The sequence below is a fragment of the Hyunsoonleella aquatilis genome (genome assembly GCF_014270105.1).
GTDB classification, from domain to species: domain Bacteria; phylum Bacteroidota; class Bacteroidia; order Flavobacteriales; family Flavobacteriaceae; genus Jejuia; species Jejuia aquatilis.
Window position 1 is genome coordinate 163,084 of the sequence record NZ_JACNMF010000003.1, and the last position, 18,162, is coordinate 181,245.

The following is an 18,162-nucleotide window of genomic DNA, read 5'->3' on the forward strand; positions in this document are numbered from 1 at the left end:
AAAGACAAAAATGAAAAAGAGTTACTTTGGGTTATGCCTGTTATTAGTGTTTTGTTCTTTTGTTGAAGCTCAAAAAGAATTAGTTGCTACATTAGACAGTTCAACTAGAGTGTCTGGTGATGGTGAAGGCGGTTTGTATTTTGCTGGTACCAGGAATGTAAACTATAGGTTTTCACCGAGAATAACACCACATGGTGATTGTGTAGATGTTGTTAACGGTTATGCATTTGTTACTTGGTACAAAGGGGGTATGGACACCCGTAATTTAATGTTGTCAAGAAAGAATTTAAACGTACCAAGCTCCAATTGGGTTACTATTGAATTTCCACACCAACATGTTGGACAAGGTGGGGAACTTCTTAATGGTACAGGTATACGTGGCGATTCTCATAATACAGCGGCTATTGGAGTAAGTACAATTGATAATACCATTCATATATTATATGACATGCACGCTTATAGGTCATCTTCGTTGCCCAATCATTTCTTTAATTATTCGGTATCCATGGCAAACAAAGCTTTTGTGCCTGATAATGAATTTACCCTCGATATTTTTAATCCTAAGCGAAATTATTTAAAACTTGGTGAGGACTATGAACGTATGACGTATCCAATGATACACAGAGCTGATGACGGGAGTTTGATTGCCAGATACAGGCAAGGTGGCTCTGGTAATGGCGATATACTTTTAGCACATTATGATGGTAGTGTGTGGAGTGATAATTGGTTGTTTCATGAAGGTACGCTTGCATTACCTAATAGAAACAATATGTATGGCGGTGAGCGCTTTTTAAACGGTAAATTTTATTCTGGTTTTTCTATACGATACTCCACTAATAGTGATACTGATACCAGTAATGGCTATATGCTAAATAGCGGATTATATTATGCATATACCAATGGAATTCCTGCAAATGCATCCACACCATGGTTTGATGTTGATGATGTTTCTATTTCGTTACCAATCAGAAATAATATTAACCCAAACTTAGATCCAGTTCAGATAGCACAACCAGGTGATGATTATGGGACAGCTTCATTGCCTAGATCGTCTTCCGATCCAGCATGGACAGTTACTGAAAATGGTGCGATTCATTTTGTACAACGCGTTGATAGTAGAAACGTACACTATTATAAGTTGGCTACCGATATTAATTTTTCTAGTAATGTAGGCGGACTTATCCCTAATCCACAAACTCGTGGAGAAATTTACAGTTACAAAAGCCATGTGTTTATGGTGGAGCTTTTAGGAGGAAAAGTAAATATTAAAACCACTTTGGAAGGACAAAATAATTGGAAAATAGTTTATACCGGAACAGAATCTATAAACTTTGAGCATTTTGATGCTTTTGTTGAAGGTAATAAACTATATGTTTATCTCATGGAAGATACTGGAAACAACACACCAGGAGTGGGAGATAAACGCCCATTGTATTTTCAAGAGTTTACACTTTCAGAGGAAGACGCTCCAGCAAACCCTGATATTGTACTTGAGGCTGAAGATTATACAACAGCCTCGGCTGATATAGTAATAGGTACAAACCCTGGTGCTTCCGGGGGTGAATACATTGACGCCTTCCGAGGTGGTCAATTTTTGGAATATAGATTTCAAGTGACCCAGGCAGGTCTTTACGACTTAGTGCTGTTTGTGGCGGTTCAAAATAATGACAATTCTCTTATGGATGTTACAGTAAATGGGCAGTTGTATAATGACGTATTAATGCAAAGAACTTTCAGCTGGAACACGTATTGGGAGAATACCATCCCTAATGTTTCGTTGATTCAAGGTGAAAATGTAATAAGACTGGAGCAGGTAAGCTCGCTATCTAGCGAACCGGACAAACTGGAGTTATACTTAAAAACACCTTTGAGCATAGATGCGTTAGACCAAGATGATATCGCCATTTACCCTAATCCTAGTGAAGGTGTTTTCAATATTCAGTCTAATGCTCAAAACCTCAAGTATAACTTATTAAATATTCAAGGTCAAATTATTCAAAGGGGAAAAGTTTCTCACAGTAAAGTAGATTTTTCGAACCACGCACAAGGGATTTATTTTTTAGAATTATCCAACGAAATTAATAAACTTGTTAAAAAGATAGTTATTGAATAAACTAATACAGAATGAATAAACTCCTTACTTTTCTATTTTTCTTTCTCATAATTCTAAGTTCATGTCGACAACAAAAAGATGCTAAAATAGATGGTCAATTAAAAAAATGGCATAGAATTGTTCTAAATTTTGAAGGGCCTGAAACTAGTGAGATGTCTGATGATAATCCCTTTTTAAATTATCGTTTAGACGTCACATTCAAAAATGGAGATAAGGAATATAAAATCCTAGGGTTTTATGCCGCCGATGGAAATTCGGCAGAAACTAGTAGTGATTCAGGGAATATTTGGCAGGTGCGTTTTACACCCAATGCTATTGGGGAATGGACCTATAACGTTTCCTTTAAGGAAGGAGAAAATGTTGCCATTGCAGAAGATATAACCAATGCCTCAAGTGCCGGTTTTATGGATGGACAAACAGGTAGTTTTACCATTGCAGAATCTGATAAAACGGGCATTGATAACAGAGCTAAAGGAAAGTTGCAGTATGTTGGGGAGTCTTATTTAAGATTCGCTGATAGCCAAAAGTATTTTATAAAATTAGGAGTGGATGCTCCCGAGAACTTACTCGCCTATACTGATTTTGATGTGTCCACCAATGCACTCGGTTTTCAAAAAACATGGGAGCCACATTCTAAAGATTTTGATGATAGCGCCGCTCCATACCTATGGCAGGAAACCAAAGGAAAGAACCTTTTAGGTGCTATTAATTATTTGGCAATTGAGGAATTAAATGTCTTTTCTTTTTTAACCTTTAATGTTGATGGAGATGATAGAAATATATTTCCTCATTTATTAAAAGTACCAGTTAAAGACTATGAAACCTACGCTAGCGTAAAGAAAAATAAAGAGGCGTGGGAAAGCATGTTCCATAAAACACGGTTTGATGTTTCTAAACTAGACCAATGGGAACGAATTTTTGAATATGCCGAAACTAAAGGCATGTTTTTGCATTTTAAAACCCACGAAACCGAAACGGATCATTTAATGGATAAGGGCGTTTTTGGTACAGAAGGTAAATTGTACTACCGCGAGCTAATTGCACGTTTTGGGCACCACTTATCAATGAACTGGAATTTAGGTGAAGAAAATAATCAACCTACTGAGGAAGTCCTAAAAGCAGCGGACTATGTTTCAAAATTGGATGCATATAAGAGTCATTTGGTCTTGCACACCTTCCCGAATAAGGACGATAGGTACTACGATTTTATTGGTGATAAATCACCCTTAACGGGAGCGTCTTTGCAACTGAGTCATCCAGATTTTAATGATGTTCACGCTAGGGTTTTAAAATGGCGGGAAAAATCAAACGCCACTGGTAAAAAATGGGCCTTGGCCGTTGACGAACCTGGAAAAGCAAATATTGCGCTATTGCCAGATGACGAAGACCCAGAACATAATTATGCCAGAGGAAGGGCTATGTACGGTACACTGATGGCAGGTGGTTATGGTGTAGAATGGTATTTTGGCTATGCAAGCCCCAATTCTGATTTAACATGTCAGGATTTTAGAAGTCGCGATTTGTTTTGGGATCAAAATGGATATGCGTTACACTTTTTCAATAATTATATCCCGTTTTGGGACATGGAACCGCGTGATGATTTAGTGACTTCCGACGAAATATCGTATTGTTTAGCTAAGGAAGGTGAGGTTTATGCTATTTATGCAGAAGCGTATGCAGGTGAAATAAAACTAGATTTAGGAGCCTCTGCTAGCTCATATAAAATAAAGTGGTTTGACCCAAGGAAGGGTGGCGATTTACAAGAAGGCAGGGTTTCTTCGGCCAAAGGCCCAGGAATAGTTCAACTAGGAGAGCCACCATCAGAAATTGATAAAGATTGGATGGTTTTAGTGAGTACTGATTCCATTTGAGCTAATTAGGTTAAAATGGCTTATTCGTTCAATATAAAGTAGTTTTTTTTCTTTTTTCCCTAACAATAACCGCACAGTACAGGACAGGTCTACAGATTTCAAATTTTATCTTTAACACTAATTATTTTGAAATTGAATTTAGGACTTCTGCCCTCGAGCATAAAGGTAGGTTTTAGTCAATGAATTTATCAATTTGCATTATTTAAAATCGGACCAATCACTATCTCAAGCGCAAAATGCTACTTTCGGCGAGATAACTTGTAATTAAATGGCTTTAAAAAATATCAATTGGGGAATTGTAGGTTGTGGCGATGTTGCGGAAATTAAGAGTGGTCCTGCTTTTCAAAAGGTACAGAACTCATCTTTAATTAGCGTCATGCGTCGAAATGAGGAAAAAGTAAAGGATTTTGCCGCGCGACATCATGTGCCAAATTATACTACGAGTGCTTCAGAGTTAATTAACGATAAAAAGGTGAACGCTGTGTATATAGCAACTCCACCTTATTCACACTTAAACTATACAAAACAAGCTATTCAAGCCGGTAAAAATGTGTACTTAGAAAAGCCTATGGTACTAAATAGTAAGGAGGCCGATGAGCTTTTAGGGATAGTGAACCAAAGCAATGTAAAGGTTACCGTAGCGCATTATCGTAGAAATTTACCTTTGTTTATCAAGGTTAAGGAATTGTTAGATGCCAATGTAATTGGTAAAGTATCTTCAGCAGAAATTGATATTGCACAATCTCAAAACGCCAATTTAATAGCCAAAACCGATGAAAATTGGCGGTTAAATCCTGAAATTTCGGGTGGTGGTTATTTTCATGATATTGCACCCCATCAAATAGATTTAATGTATCATTATTTTGGTGAAGTTGCCAAAATAACAAAGGGAAACGTTTTAGGTAGCGTTTCTTCAAATGATTTGGTTATAGGTGAAGTGGAATTTAAAAACGGCGTTCAATTTAAAGGCAGTTGGAATTTTGCAGCTTCCGAAGATAGTGATAGATGTACTCTTAATGGAGAAAAAGGTACTATTACGTTTTCTTTTTATAGCGATGAAATTAGCGTTGATACCAACAACAAAACCGAAACTTTTAAGTTTGAAAACCCTAAACATGTACAGCAACCTATGATAGAGGAGGTTGTTGGTTATTTTTTAGGAGAAAACGAAAATCCATGCTCAGTAGGAGAGGCCGCAGTAGTGACTAAAATTATGGATACCTTTTGTGGAATTGAGTAGTTTATGAAAGTAAATTCTAAAATTTCAAAGATTTTAATGATTGCAATGATAAGTTTTGTATCATCAATTTATGCTCAAAACCCTATTGTGCCGAACGTAGGATTGAACGATCCGCACATCCACGTTTTCAACGATACCGCCTACGTTTATGCATCACATGATAAATCTATAAATAATGACAAATTTATTATGGAAGACTGGTGGGTGTGGTCGTCTCCAGATTTGGTTAATTGGACAAAACGGAGTGTTTTAAGCCCCAAAGACACCTATATTGGAAAAACGTTTTCAAGGTGTTGGGCCACCGATGTTGCCCACAAAGATGGAAAATACTATTGGTATTTTTCCGAGGGAAACGAGCAGACTGGAGTAGTAGTTGGTGATTCGCCCATTGGGCCATGGAAAGATGTTTTAGGTAAACCCCTTTTGAGTTCTGATTTAACGCCCACACATGAATACGACATGGCCCTTTTTGAAGAAAATGGTGAGCACTACATCATTTTTGGTGTTTGGGATTATTATATTGCTAGACTTAATGACGATATGATTGGTTTAGCCGAAACACCGAAGAAAATCGAAATTAATAATCCAAGAGGCCCCTATAACCCACATGGAAATAACAACAAAATGCCAACGGACGATAAGCCGTTTTTGCATAAGCACAATGGCAAATATTACTTATCTTGGGGTTGCTTTTATGCCATAGCAGATAATCTTTATGGCCCTTATGATTATAAAGATTCGGTTATAAAAGAAACGAGTTTTGCAGAAGGTTTTGAAGCGCCTACATGGCCTAACGGATTTTTACAAGGTCGTCATGGCTCATTTTTTGAGTGGCATAATCAATGGTACTATGTATATTGCGATATCAGTCAAACAGGAAATCGTTATTTTAGGGATAGCTTTATCAGCTATGTACATTATAGGGATAATGGCGAAATGGCCACAATACGGGTAGATGGTATTGGAGTAGGTAATTATGATGCCGATATGAGTATTGAGGCAGAGGATTATTTTAAAGCCGAAGGCATAAAAAAAGTTGAAAACACTTTGGGAGGGTTTTCAATACAACCAATGGTAGATCAAAGTTATGTAGTTTACCCCAATGTGAAAGGGTTGGATGATAAAACTGTTTTGGAATTGGAAGTGTTGGCAAGCGAAGCTAGTTCAATTGAACTAAGAGAGACTGATGCTGATGGTAAATTATTGGCTACCTTAGAAATCCCCAGAAATGATATTTATACCTTTCAAAAAAGACAATTTAAGACTAAAAACTTAAGGGATAACATTACCATTTGTTTGGTATTCAGAGGAGAAGAACCTTTAATGTTAAACCGTTTTCAATTTAAAAACTAAACCAATTTAAACACTTAAAAACTAATGAAGAAATTACTTTTTTTAGCAGTACTCTTAATTCTAGCGTCTTGCAAGACCGAAGACTCGAGTTCCAAAGATTATAAAGATGCATCATTATCGATTGACGAACGTGTTGAAGCATTGCTTCCAAAGTTGTCCATTGAAGAGAAAGTGGCACAAATGCGAATTTTTCATGCCAATATTGGTACAAAACCTGATGCAAATGGCAACTTAAAACTTTCAGATAGAGTCATTAAAAAATTAAAGTTGGGCATTGCAGGAATTAAAAACCCTGGAGAGCATATTGATGCTGTTGCAGCAGCAAAAATGAATAACGAACTTCAAAAATATATTATTGAAAATAACCGTTGGGGTATTCCAGCATTGTTCGTTACAGAATCCTATAATGGTGTAGATGCAGAAGGTTGTACTCGATTTGGACGCCCAATGACATCAGCCGCATCTTTTAACCCAGAATTGGTGCAACGCCAATGGGATATTGTAGGTAGAGAAGCAAGACTACGAGGGATGCATATGTGCCATTCACCTGAAGCGGATTTGGTGCGCGACCCAAGATTTGGGCGTATGAGCGAGGCCTTTGGTGAAGACACCTATTTAACCACTCAAATGGTTAAAAACGCTGTTATTGGTGTGCAAGGGAATTACGAAGGTTTAGGTAATGGGACCCATATTGGTGCAGTGACAAAACATTTTGCAGCTTACGGACAAGTGTTAGGAGGCTCTAACTTTGCAGCTATCGAAATTTCTCCAAGAACATTAATAGATGAAATATACCCACCTTTTGAAGCCGCGGTTAAGGAAGCTAAAACTTTAGGTATAATGGCATCGCATGGTGATATAAATGGTGTGGCCTCTCATGGTAATCCAGAGTTGCTTACCGGTGTTTTAAGAGACCAATGGGGGTTTGAAGGATATGTGGTTTCTGATTCTAACGATATTGCACGTTTGCACTATTTTATGAATGTGGCCGAAACCCCTGAGGATGCCGCACAAATGGGCTTGGAAGCAGGAATAGACATCGATTTATATGCTGAGGATTCTTATTCATATCTTCCGGAAATGGTAAAGAAAAATCCAGAACTTGAAAAACTAATTGATAGATCTGTAAGACGTGTTTTAAGAACAAAATTTATTTTAGGACTTTTTGATAATCCTTACATTAATATAGAAGATGTAGAAAAAGGAAACAGAGCAGAATCGTCTTTAGAATTGGCGAAGGAATCAGATTTGGAGTCTATTATTCTTCTAAAAAACGAAGCTAATACGCTACCACTTGATGCTAAAAAACCTACTAAAATTGCGCTTTTAGGGCCTCTTGTAACAGAGAACACCAAAGCTATGTTTGAATCTGTAGCAGGCGACAATATTAAATTTGTTGCAGAAAAAGGGTTTCATTTAACAGATGAAACAGGTGGTGAACCAAAATTGTTGCCAAGAGATGGAAGGGCCTTAGATAAACTGGTATCCATTGCTAGAAGCTCTAATGTTGTTGTATTATTTATGGGAGGCGATGAGTTTACGTCAAAAGAAGCTTTCTTTACCCATGCCTTAGGTGATAGAGCCACCATAGATCCTGTAGGGCCACAGGACGAATTGATTGAGCGTGTAAAGGCCTTAGGCAAACCAGTTATTGTGGTATTAAAGCATAGAAGAACACTTTCTATTAATGCCATTGCGGAGCACGCCGATGCTATTCTGGATACTTGGGATTTAAGTGAGTTTGGAGACCAATCTACCGCAAGAATTATTTTCGGCGAGGTGTCGCCATCGGGTAAATCACCTGTCACTATTCCAAGGTCTATTGGGCAAATTCCATTTCATTATAGTATGAAGGAAATCAATTATAAGAAAGAGTACTTGTTCCTAGGTAAAGGGCCATTGTATCCATTCGGTCATGGTTTGAGCTATGGCGATTTTGAATATTCAGACATTTCAATTTCTAACGGAGAGATTACACCAGATACGGAACTTGAGGTAAGTGTGAAGGTTACTAATAACGGAAGTATGAAAGCCAAGGAAGTGATTCAAATGTATATTAAAGACGAAATTGGTTCAGTTACGCGCCCTGATAAGGAGCTCAAAGGATTCCAAAAGATAGAATTTAATGCAGGAGAAAGTAAAACGGTTTCATTTAAAATAACACCTAAAATGCTCGAGTTCACCCGTCTGGACATGCAAAAAGGACTAGAAGCCGGAGATTACACTGTTATGCTTGGCACCTCTTCAAAAGATTATTTAGAAACTAAATTTAAACTTGTAAAATAAAAACATCATGAGTAAATCCATTGTAACACTAATAGCGGTTATGCTATTGTTCAACTGTTCCACTGCACAAAAAGTAGCAGAAGTACAGTCTATAAATAAAGAGGAGGTAAAGGCCTCTATGATTAAGGCTCTGGAATGGCAAGAAGCACATCCTATTTTTGCACTTGCACCGACAGATTGGACGGCAGGAGCCTATTATGTAGGGGTTGCAAGAGCCCACAAGACCACCAAAGATATGATGTACATGGCGGCCCTAAAAAATCAAGCCTATTGGAACAATTGGCAAACCTATACTCGTTTACATCATGCTGATGATGTTGCTATCTCATATAGCTATATATATATTGATAGGAATGAGAATAGGAAAAATTTTGTAGACTTAGAGCCTACGAAAAAGTTTTTAGATGCCCATTTGTACGAAGACGATAATTGGAAAGCTGGGACAGATAAGACTAAGTATGGTAGAACTATTTTATGGTGGTGGTGTGATGCACTCTTTATGGCACCTCCTGTGTTAAACTTGTATGCGAAACACACAAACCAGCCTAAATACTTAGATGATATGCATAAGTTTTACATGCAAACCTACAATCAATTGTACGATGAAGAGGAGCAGTTGTTTGCCAGGGACATGCGTTTTGTGTGGGAAGGTAACGACAACCCTACTAAAGAGCCTAATGGTAAAAAAGTATTTTGGTCTAGAGGCAATGGTTGGGTAATTGCAGGTTTAGCTTTGATTTTGGATGATATGCCAGCCGATTATAAACACCGTCCATTTTATGAAAAACTATACAAGGAAATAGCCGATAAAATGTTGAAAATTCAGCCAGAGGATGGATTATGGCGAACCAGTTTGCTATGTCCAGAAACTTACGATCATGGAGAGGTGAGCGGTAGCGGTTTCCATACTTTTGCTTTAGCGTGGGGCATCAACAATGGTTTAGTAGATAAAAAGCATACGCCAGCAGTAAAAAAGGCATGGAGTGCAATAGCTGCTTGTCAGCACGAAGATGGTCGTGTAGGTTGGGTACAAAATATTGGAGCTTTCCCAGAGCCAGCATCTGCAGATTCTTGGCAAAATTTTGGCACAGGCGCCTTTTTAATGGCAGGAAGTGAGATTTTGAAGCTAGATTAATAAAGTATCTCTTAAGTAAAACACCCTTTAAATATTTAAAACCCATTCTTTAACCTAAGGTTGAAAAATGGGTTTTTTGTTTAGCAATTTCAGGGTATTACAGGACACTATTTAACCTTTAAAAAACTAATTTTATTCATTAAAATAAATAAAGTAAATGAAATTATTCAATATACTATTACTGTTTTACTTATGTTTAGTAAGCTGCCAAACAAAAAAAGAAAATAAAAGTGAAATTGAAGAAAATGTTGTAGCATCAAAACTTCCAGAACGTCCTAACATTCTGTGGCTAGTTACAGAAGATATGGGTGCTTATATCCCGCCATTTGGCGATAACACAGTAGCCACTCCCAACTTAAGCAAATTAGCTTCTGAAGGTGTGATTTATCCCAATTTATATTCCACCTCAGGCGTTTGCGCACCAAGCAGGGCCGCTATTGCAACGGGGATGTACCCATCAAGTATTGGTGCCAATCACATGCGCACAAACTCTTATACAGAAGTGACAGGTTTGCCCAAATATGAAGCTGTACCTCCTCCGGAAGTTAAAATGATAAGTGAGTGGTTAAGACAGGCTGGGTACTATTGTACCAACAATTACAAAACCGATTATCAGTTTAAAGAGCCTGTTACGGCCTGGGATGAAAGTAGCCCTTATGCGCATTGGCGGAATAGAGAAGATGATCAACCCTTTTTTGCAGTTTTTAATTTTACGGAAACCCACGAGTCCGGCTTATTTGAACCTTATGGCTTTAGGCAGATAGAAACCAGACATTACCATTCTGGAGATAGAAGTTACAGCTGGAAAAACAAAGGGGCGAATCACGCCAAAAACCGTACAGGTGAAGATGCAACAAAGCAGCATTTGCCAAAAGATACCGAATTTAACATACCGCCATATCTACCAGATACGGATGTGGTAAAACGCGATATGTGGAAGCTCTATAATAATATAGCTGAAATGGATAGCCAAGTAGGTGCCATACTGAAGCAGTTGGAGGAAGATGGATTGTTGGAAAACACAATTATTTGCTTCTACGGAGACCACGGAGGGCCGTTGCCCAGGGAAAAACGTTTAATCTATGATTCTGGTTTAAATACCCCGATGATCATTCGTTTTCCGAATAAAATGAAAGCAGGTACAAAGGATGACCAATTAATCAGTTTTATAGATTTTGCGCCCACCTTATTGTCAATTATACGGGAAGCACCCAAACAATATATGCAAGGTCAAGCATTTTTAGGAAAACATAAAGCCGCAGAACGAAAATACATTCACGCCGCTGCCGATAGATTTGATGGGTTTACCGATGCCATAAGAGCAGTAAGGGACGGACGCTACAAGTATATCCGTAATTACAGACCTGAACAAGGCTATTATTTGCCAGTGGAGTACCGGGAAAAAATACCAACCATGCAGGAGTTATTAAGACTGAAGGGAGAAGGTAAATTAAACGACATTCAGATGCAATGGTTTAGGGGGCAAAAGCCAAAAGAAGAATTATTTGATTGCGAAAACGATCCTTTCGAATTGAATAACTTAGCTAACAATCCCGAATACAAAGACAAACTTCAAGAATTAAGCTCCGAAATGGATCGATGGTTGATTGAAATTGGGGACGAACCAAATCTGGACGAGGCTAAATTAGTTGAAAAACTATGGTCTGGTAAGGACACAAAGCCCGCAACAAAGCAACCCACTATTACCGCCAAGGATGGCTTAGTGCAAGTATCTTGTGAAACCGAAGGTGCTTCTATTGGCTATAAAATTATAGGTCAGGACGGCAACACACCACAATCGTGGGAAGTGTATCAGGAACCAATTCAGCTACCCGAAGGATCTAAATTAATGGTTCAGGCACATCGTATAGGTTTTGTTCCTAGCGATGTTGTTGAGTTTAACTAAGATAATATTTAAGAAATAGACTAAACTAAATGAAAAAACTACTATCACTGCTATTATTGCTATCTTCTTTGTGGAATTATGCGCTACAAGTAAGGCACATAGAAACCATAAATGAAGCTTGGCATTTTTATAAAGGAAGTTTAGAGCAACCATTTAATACCGACGAGACTATTGTTTGGGAAAATGTAACTATCCCGCATTCATGGAATACCGAAGATATTTTGGATGACGAAGATGGTTATTATCGTGGCCAGGGTTGGTATAAAAGGACTCTAAATATTCCGCAGGTTTACGAAAATCAGCAGGTCTTTTTACTTTTTGAAGCGGTCAATCAAGTTACGTCGCTTTACATAAATGGTAAAGCCGTGGGTGAAGATCATATTGGGGGCTATACCACATTTGCGAGAGATATTACTGCATCACTAAAAGCGGGTAAAAATGAAATTACCGTAAAGGTAGATAATGCCCATAACGACGAAATTATACCACAATCGGCTGACTTTTCATTTTATGGAGGAATATATCGCGATGTTCATTTAATCATTACAAAACCTGTACATTTTGAAGTGGCCAATTTAGGAGCGAACCCCGTTTTTATAAGAACACCAGAGGTTTCAGAAGCATCAGCAAAAATTACGATACAATCTAAGTTGGTTCGGCCTAATAAAGGAACCTATTACGTTAAGCAGTCTTTATACGATGCGAATGGTAGTTTCGTAAAGCAGGTAAAAACCAAGTCTTCGTACGGGAAAGATGCATTCAGTGAATTTTCAATTTCAAATCCGAATTTATGGTCGCCTGAAAATCCGTATCTGTACAAATTGGTTTCAGAAATTGTGGATAAAAAAGGAAATATTTACGATAGAATCGAAAACCCAGTGGGCTTCAGATGGTTTAGTTTCGATGCTAACAAAGGCTTTTTTATTAACGGTAAGCAAACCAAATTGATAGGGACTTGTCGCCATCAGGATTTCTTAGGAAAGGCAAATGCGGTAAGTGATGAAATTCACCGTAACGATATGAAACTGTTAAAGGACATGGGCTCTAATTTTTTACGTATTGCGCATTACCCTCAGGACCCGGCTATTTTAGAAATGTGTAATAAAATGGGTTTTGTCGCAACACTAGAAATCCCTTTTGTGGATAAGGCGGCGGCCAATGAAGCTGGAAAACAAAATAGTATTAAAATGCTTAAAGAAGCTATTCGTTTCAATTATAATCACCCGGCCATTGTGGCTTGGAATTTAGGAAACGAAACCACCATGAAAGCACCAGATAAGTTAGGGGAAGATTACACAAAACATTTTATAGAGACGCATAAAGCTTTAGCTAAAACGATTAAAGAAGAAGATAAAACACGCTATTCATACACGGTGTTCTTCAGGGAACCGGCGTATCAGGATAAACTAGGTATTCGCGTAACGGAGTTGGTGGGTTATAATAAATACTATGGTTGGTATCGGGATGAACTGGCGCAGATAGACGAAAACCTACGTGATTTAGTGAAACGAACACTGGCTTTAAATCCGGATAAACCCTTTATTTTAAGTGAATACGGTGGAGGTGCAGACCCAAGGTTGAGAACCTATAATCCTACTAGGTTTGATTTTAGTGTTGAATACCAATTCTTGTTGCATAAGGCCTATATGAAGGCTATTTTAGATATTCCTGAAATTGTTGGGGCAAATGTCTGGAATTACGCCGATTTTCAGGTAGAACATAGAATAGATGCTGTGCCCCATATCAATAATAAAGGTATTGTGTCGGCCTCAAGGGAAAAGAAAGACGCCTACTATTTATATCAAGCATTACTAAAGAAAACACCATTTTTAGCAATCGCATCTAAAGGATGGAATAAACGTTCGGGTGTTGAGGATAATGATGGTGGTAATGTAGCTACCCAACCCATCACCATTGTTGGGAATGGAACGGAGGCAGAACTATTTATAAATGGTATATCACTTGGTAAGCAAGCATTTGATTTTGCAACCACAACTTTTAATGTACCATTTCAACATGGGCAAAATTTAATTGAGGTAGTTTCAGAAAAGGATGGAAAAGCGCTTAAAGACTTTGCTGTTATAGATTTTACACTTCAGCCAAAAAATTTGAAAAGTGAAACCAATCCATTCCAAGAAATAGCAATCAACGTTGGATCATACTGCTATTTTATTGAAACCGATAATGTAGATTATTTATGGATGCCCGATAAACCTTATGAAGAAGGTGGATTTGGTTATGTTGGAGGCGATTTTTTAAGGTTCAAAAGTAAACGAAGGAATAATATCGGTACCAATGTGAGTGTTAAGGGCACTGAGAATGACCCGATTTATCAAACCCAGCGTATCGGCATTGAAGCCTATAAATTTGACGTGCCTGATGGGACTTATGAGTTGTCACTACTGTTAGCTGAGCTCAAATCTAAAGGAGAAAACATTATGGATATTTCTGTGAATGGAAAGCCAATTTGGAAGGATTTGAATGTGAAAGAACAGTTTGGGGACGATCGGAGTGTTTCTAAACGTTTTTTAATTACTGTTGAGGACGATAAGGGTTTAACTGTTGACTTTAACACCGAAAAAGGAGAAACCCGATTGAGTGGAATTAAACTAAGAAAGGTCAATTGACCATTTAACATACAGGGCATTGCAGGATACATATCTTGGAAACAATAAATACCTTATAAAACTTTTGTTAATCATTGTTTTATGAGGTTTTTAGTTTTCGTTTTAAATGTCTTTTTGTTGACGTTTTTGGTTTTTAGTTGTGGAGATTCTTCAACTAACGAGGTATTATTAAAAAACTATGATGCTCCAAGCTTAAATGAATTATCTGAAAACTTTAAATCGCCGGCATTACAATACCGCCCCGAAACTTGGTTTCACCTTAACGGAAATAACATTTCTAAAAAAGGCTTAACTCTTGATTTGGAAGCCATAAAAGAAGCTGGTCTTCAAGGCATTCATCTATTTAATAAAGCGGGAAGGCCTTATCCTAATGTAAAACCAATCAAAATTTTATCACCCGAATGGGAGGATATGATTCGGCATACAGCGGACGAATGTAAACGCTTGGGCCTTAAATTCACCATGCAGAATTGTCCGGGTTGGTCTATGACGGGTGGACCTTGGGTGCCCGTTGAAGAAGCGCAACGTGAAATTGTTGAAACTACATATCACATTTCCGGAAACAAAACCTTTGATGAGATACTAAAATTAGATGCCCTGTACCGCACCCCAGATTATGATTATAAGGACATTCAAGTATTGGCGTTTCCAACACCTGAAGGTGATGATTCTGAGGCTTTCAATCCATCCAAAATTGAAACGAATAATGCCATTGTACCATGGAAGGATATTTTTAATCCATACTCCAAAATCATTGTTGATCGAAAATCCACACAGTTAGATAAGCCTTTAAAAACTTATCGTTCTGAAGGTATTTCAAAAGTAAATAATGAAAATACCTGGGTGAAAACAAGTTTTGATGCGCCCATCACTATGCGGACAATTGTCTTTCCGCAGTTGCGACATATAATTATGAATACGCAGTACCCGGTTGTAGATGTGGCAATTAAGGTTGAAGCACGTATCGACAACAAATTATCGGAAATTGCAACTCTAAATTTACCAGATGCCAATTGGAACGACAGACGCAAACACTTGACACTCACAGTACCGGAAACTACCTCAAACGAATTTGTATTTACCTTTGAAGGTAGTCATAGTATTGCGCCAGAATTTATTCGTTTAAGTTCAAAACCACGATTACATAACCACGAAGCAAAAGCAGCGAAAGTACTGAGGCGTTTGGAAAAAGACGTTCAATATAATTATGCTGAAAATACAATCATTAAAACGGGCGAAATTATCAACCTCACAGATAAAATGACTGCTGGGGGTAAATTAAAGTGGCAAGCTCCAGAAGGCAATTGGACGATAGTACGTTTTGGTCATATCAACATGCGATTAACCAATAAACCTGCTGTGCCAGAGGCAACAGGTTGGGAGTCTAGTAAATTAGATAAAGTGGCCATTGAAAATCATTTACGAAATGGCATGATAGGCAATTTAATTAAAGATGGAGGACCAATTGGCGATGGTGAATTGCACGGATTGTTGATTGATAGTTGGGAAAGCCATGTGCCTACATGGACTATCAATTCAGAAGATTTTTTTAATGAATTTCAAATCAGGCGCGGTTATAGTATGAAAGAGTACCTTCCTGCAACAATGGGATATATTGTAGATAGTCCGGCTATAACTACCAAATTTTTAAGGGATTTGCGCCATACCATGGATGAGGTGTTTATTGACAATTTCTTTAAACATTTTGCAACCGTAGCACATGATATGGGCGCAGAAGTATATACCGAAGGTGCCGGTGGCGAAGTGTTGCCCATAGACCCCATGCGTTACTATGGCGTAAGTGATATTCCTATGACCGAGTTTTGGTACCCCTCTGCGCCATCAGCTCAAAATGAATACGCAAAACCCATTTACAATGCCGCTTCGGCAACGCATTTGTACAATAAGCCTGTTTTGGCCGCCGAAGCCTGCACTCAAGTAGGTGTAAAATGGAATGAACATCCGTTTAGCGTAAAATATTTAATCGATTATAATTTTGCCAAAGGGGTTAATCATTTGGTATTCCATACATTTTCTCATACGCCCCAAACCGATGTGTACCCCGGCTCTAGTTTTGGCGGAAATATAGGCTTTCCATTGGTTCGGGAGCAAACTTGGTGGAAGTATATGAAAGATTGGACTGATTATTTAAGCAGAAACCAATATGTATTACAACAGGGCGAGTACGTAGCCGATGTACTTTGGTATTATGGCGATCATTTTGAGCGGCCACCATTTGATTTGGATGAATTTCCGAAAGGCTATCGCTTTGATTATTTGAATGCGGAAATCTTACACGATAAATTAAGTATGAAAAATGGCAAGATACATGTTGAATATGCTGGGGATTATCGTGTTATCATGTTAAGGGATTCAGAGGAAATGTTGCTCTCCACTATTAAGAAATTGGAAGAACTAGTAAAGGCAGGTGCGGTAATTTTAGGTGATAAACCGTTGGATTCACCAAGTTTAATGGATGATGAAGACGATGTAAAGCAGCTTAAATCCATTTCGGATAAATTATGGGGGAAAGCTAAGAGCGGTGTAAAACAAGTAGGCAAAGGGCGTGTGTATTGGGGGTTAACCTTAGATGATGTTTTACAAGAAGAAAAAATTGCTAAAGATGTTATTGTTCCAGATGGTCTCAATATCAACTGGATACATCGTGAAACTAATGACGCTGATATTTATTTTGTGGCCTCAAAAGAGGACAATCCTGTGGATGTCGCTTTAAGTTTTAGAGTGTCAGATAGAACGCCTCAAATTTGGGATGCCCTTACTGGAAATCAACAAGATGCCAAAATTTGGAAATCCGCAGAAAACCGTACTAATATTGCATTGTCACTACCACCAAATGGAAGTACCATTATCGTATTTTCTAAAAAAGACAAAAAGCCCTTGGCCTCAAAAGTTACTAAAGGAGATACGGTAATTCTAGATACAGAAACCGGCTGGTATAGGGTAGACGAAGAAAAAGGGGGGGCTCGACTCTCATTTAAGGTAGAAGATGTTATCGCTTCAACTTCAGGCGAATATGTGTTGTATCAAAATGAAAGCACAACCAAAAAGATCGTTACTATCAGAGAAAAATCACTTCAAAATGATTGGAGTTTAACTTTTGAGGAAGGTTGGGATACGCCGAAAACCACTGAAGTTTCAAAATTAAAATCAATAACGGAATTTGAAAACGATGCCGTTAAACATCATTCAGGAACCATTACATATTCAAAAATAATCAACCTTGAAGAGATTGGTACGCATACTATTTTAGATTTGGGCAAGGTATCCAATATAGCAGAACTTTGGTGCAATGGTAAAAAAGTTGGCGTAAAATGGGCGCCACCTTTTGTGTTCGACATAAGTGATTATGTCAAAAATGGTGAAAATACTCTTGAGATTACAGTTACTAATACATGGCGTAACCAATTGATATTTGATAATTCCAGGCCTAAAGATCAGAAGAAAACTTGGACTACCAATCCGCCTAAGAGGCATGAAAGCGAATTGGAGGATGCAGGTTTAATTGGGCCTGTGGTTTTAAAGTATTTGGATTGATTATACCTTATGGTTTTTAAATATCTAGTATGATACTAGGTTTTTCCTAATCTGTGGATTTTTTAACGAAAAAAAC

The 18,162-nt window shown here is 37.9% G+C and carries 9 protein-coding genes; all 9 read left to right on the plus strand.

Annotated elements, in window-relative coordinates; translation table 11 throughout:
* The first annotated feature begins 10 nt into the window (after positions 1 to 10).
* Positions 11 to 2,113: a BNR-4 repeat-containing protein gene (locus H7U19_RS09605; protein ID WP_186561781.1), complete on the plus strand. Its 2,103-nt coding sequence runs from the start codon at positions 11 to 13 to the stop codon at positions 2,111 to 2,113.
* 11 nt (positions 2,114 to 2,124) lie between these two features.
* Positions 2,125 to 3,984, plus strand: a complete 1,860-nt coding sequence (locus H7U19_RS09610) for a DUF5060 domain-containing protein (protein WP_186561783.1) — start codon at positions 2,125 to 2,127, stop codon at positions 3,982 to 3,984.
* A gap of 268 nt (positions 3,985 to 4,252) precedes the next feature.
* Positions 4,253 to 5,224 (plus strand): Gfo/Idh/MocA family protein, encoded by a 972-nt coding sequence (locus H7U19_RS09615; protein WP_186561785.1) that lies wholly within the window; start codon positions 4,253 to 4,255, stop codon positions 5,222 to 5,224.
* A 36-nt stretch (positions 5,225 to 5,260) separates the two neighbouring features.
* The gene (locus tag H7U19_RS09620; RefSeq protein WP_222597414.1) at positions 5,261 to 6,577 is read left to right on the plus strand and encodes a family 43 glycosylhydrolase; all 1,317 of its coding nucleotides are present in this window, start codon (positions 5,261 to 5,263) and stop codon (positions 6,575 to 6,577) included.
* Positions 6,578 to 6,601: 24 nt separating this feature from the next.
* Positions 6,602 to 8,863: a glycoside hydrolase family 3 N-terminal domain-containing protein gene (locus tag H7U19_RS09625; protein ID WP_186561787.1), complete on the plus strand. Its 2,262-nt coding sequence runs from the start codon at positions 6,602 to 6,604 to the stop codon at positions 8,861 to 8,863.
* A 7-nt stretch (positions 8,864 to 8,870) separates the two neighbouring features.
* Positions 8,871 to 9,998: a glycoside hydrolase family 88/105 protein gene (locus H7U19_RS09630; protein WP_186561789.1), complete on the plus strand. Its 1,128-nt coding sequence runs from the start codon at positions 8,871 to 8,873 to the stop codon at positions 9,996 to 9,998.
* Between the two features lie 157 nt (positions 9,999 to 10,155).
* Entirely contained in the window at positions 10,156 to 11,904 is a 1,749-nt protein-coding gene (locus H7U19_RS09635; protein WP_186561791.1) for a sulfatase family protein, read from the plus strand.
* A 29-nt stretch (positions 11,905 to 11,933) separates the two neighbouring features.
* Positions 11,934 to 14,531, plus strand: a complete 2,598-nt coding sequence (locus tag H7U19_RS09640; protein WP_186561793.1) for a glycoside hydrolase family 2 TIM barrel-domain containing protein — start codon at positions 11,934 to 11,936, stop codon at positions 14,529 to 14,531.
* 81 nt (positions 14,532 to 14,612) lie between these two features.
* Complete coding sequence (locus H7U19_RS09645) at positions 14,613 to 18,086, plus strand: glycosyl hydrolase (protein ID WP_186561794.1); 3,474 nt, start codon at positions 14,613 to 14,615, stop codon at positions 18,084 to 18,086.
* Positions 18,087 to 18,162: the final 76 nt, after the last annotated feature.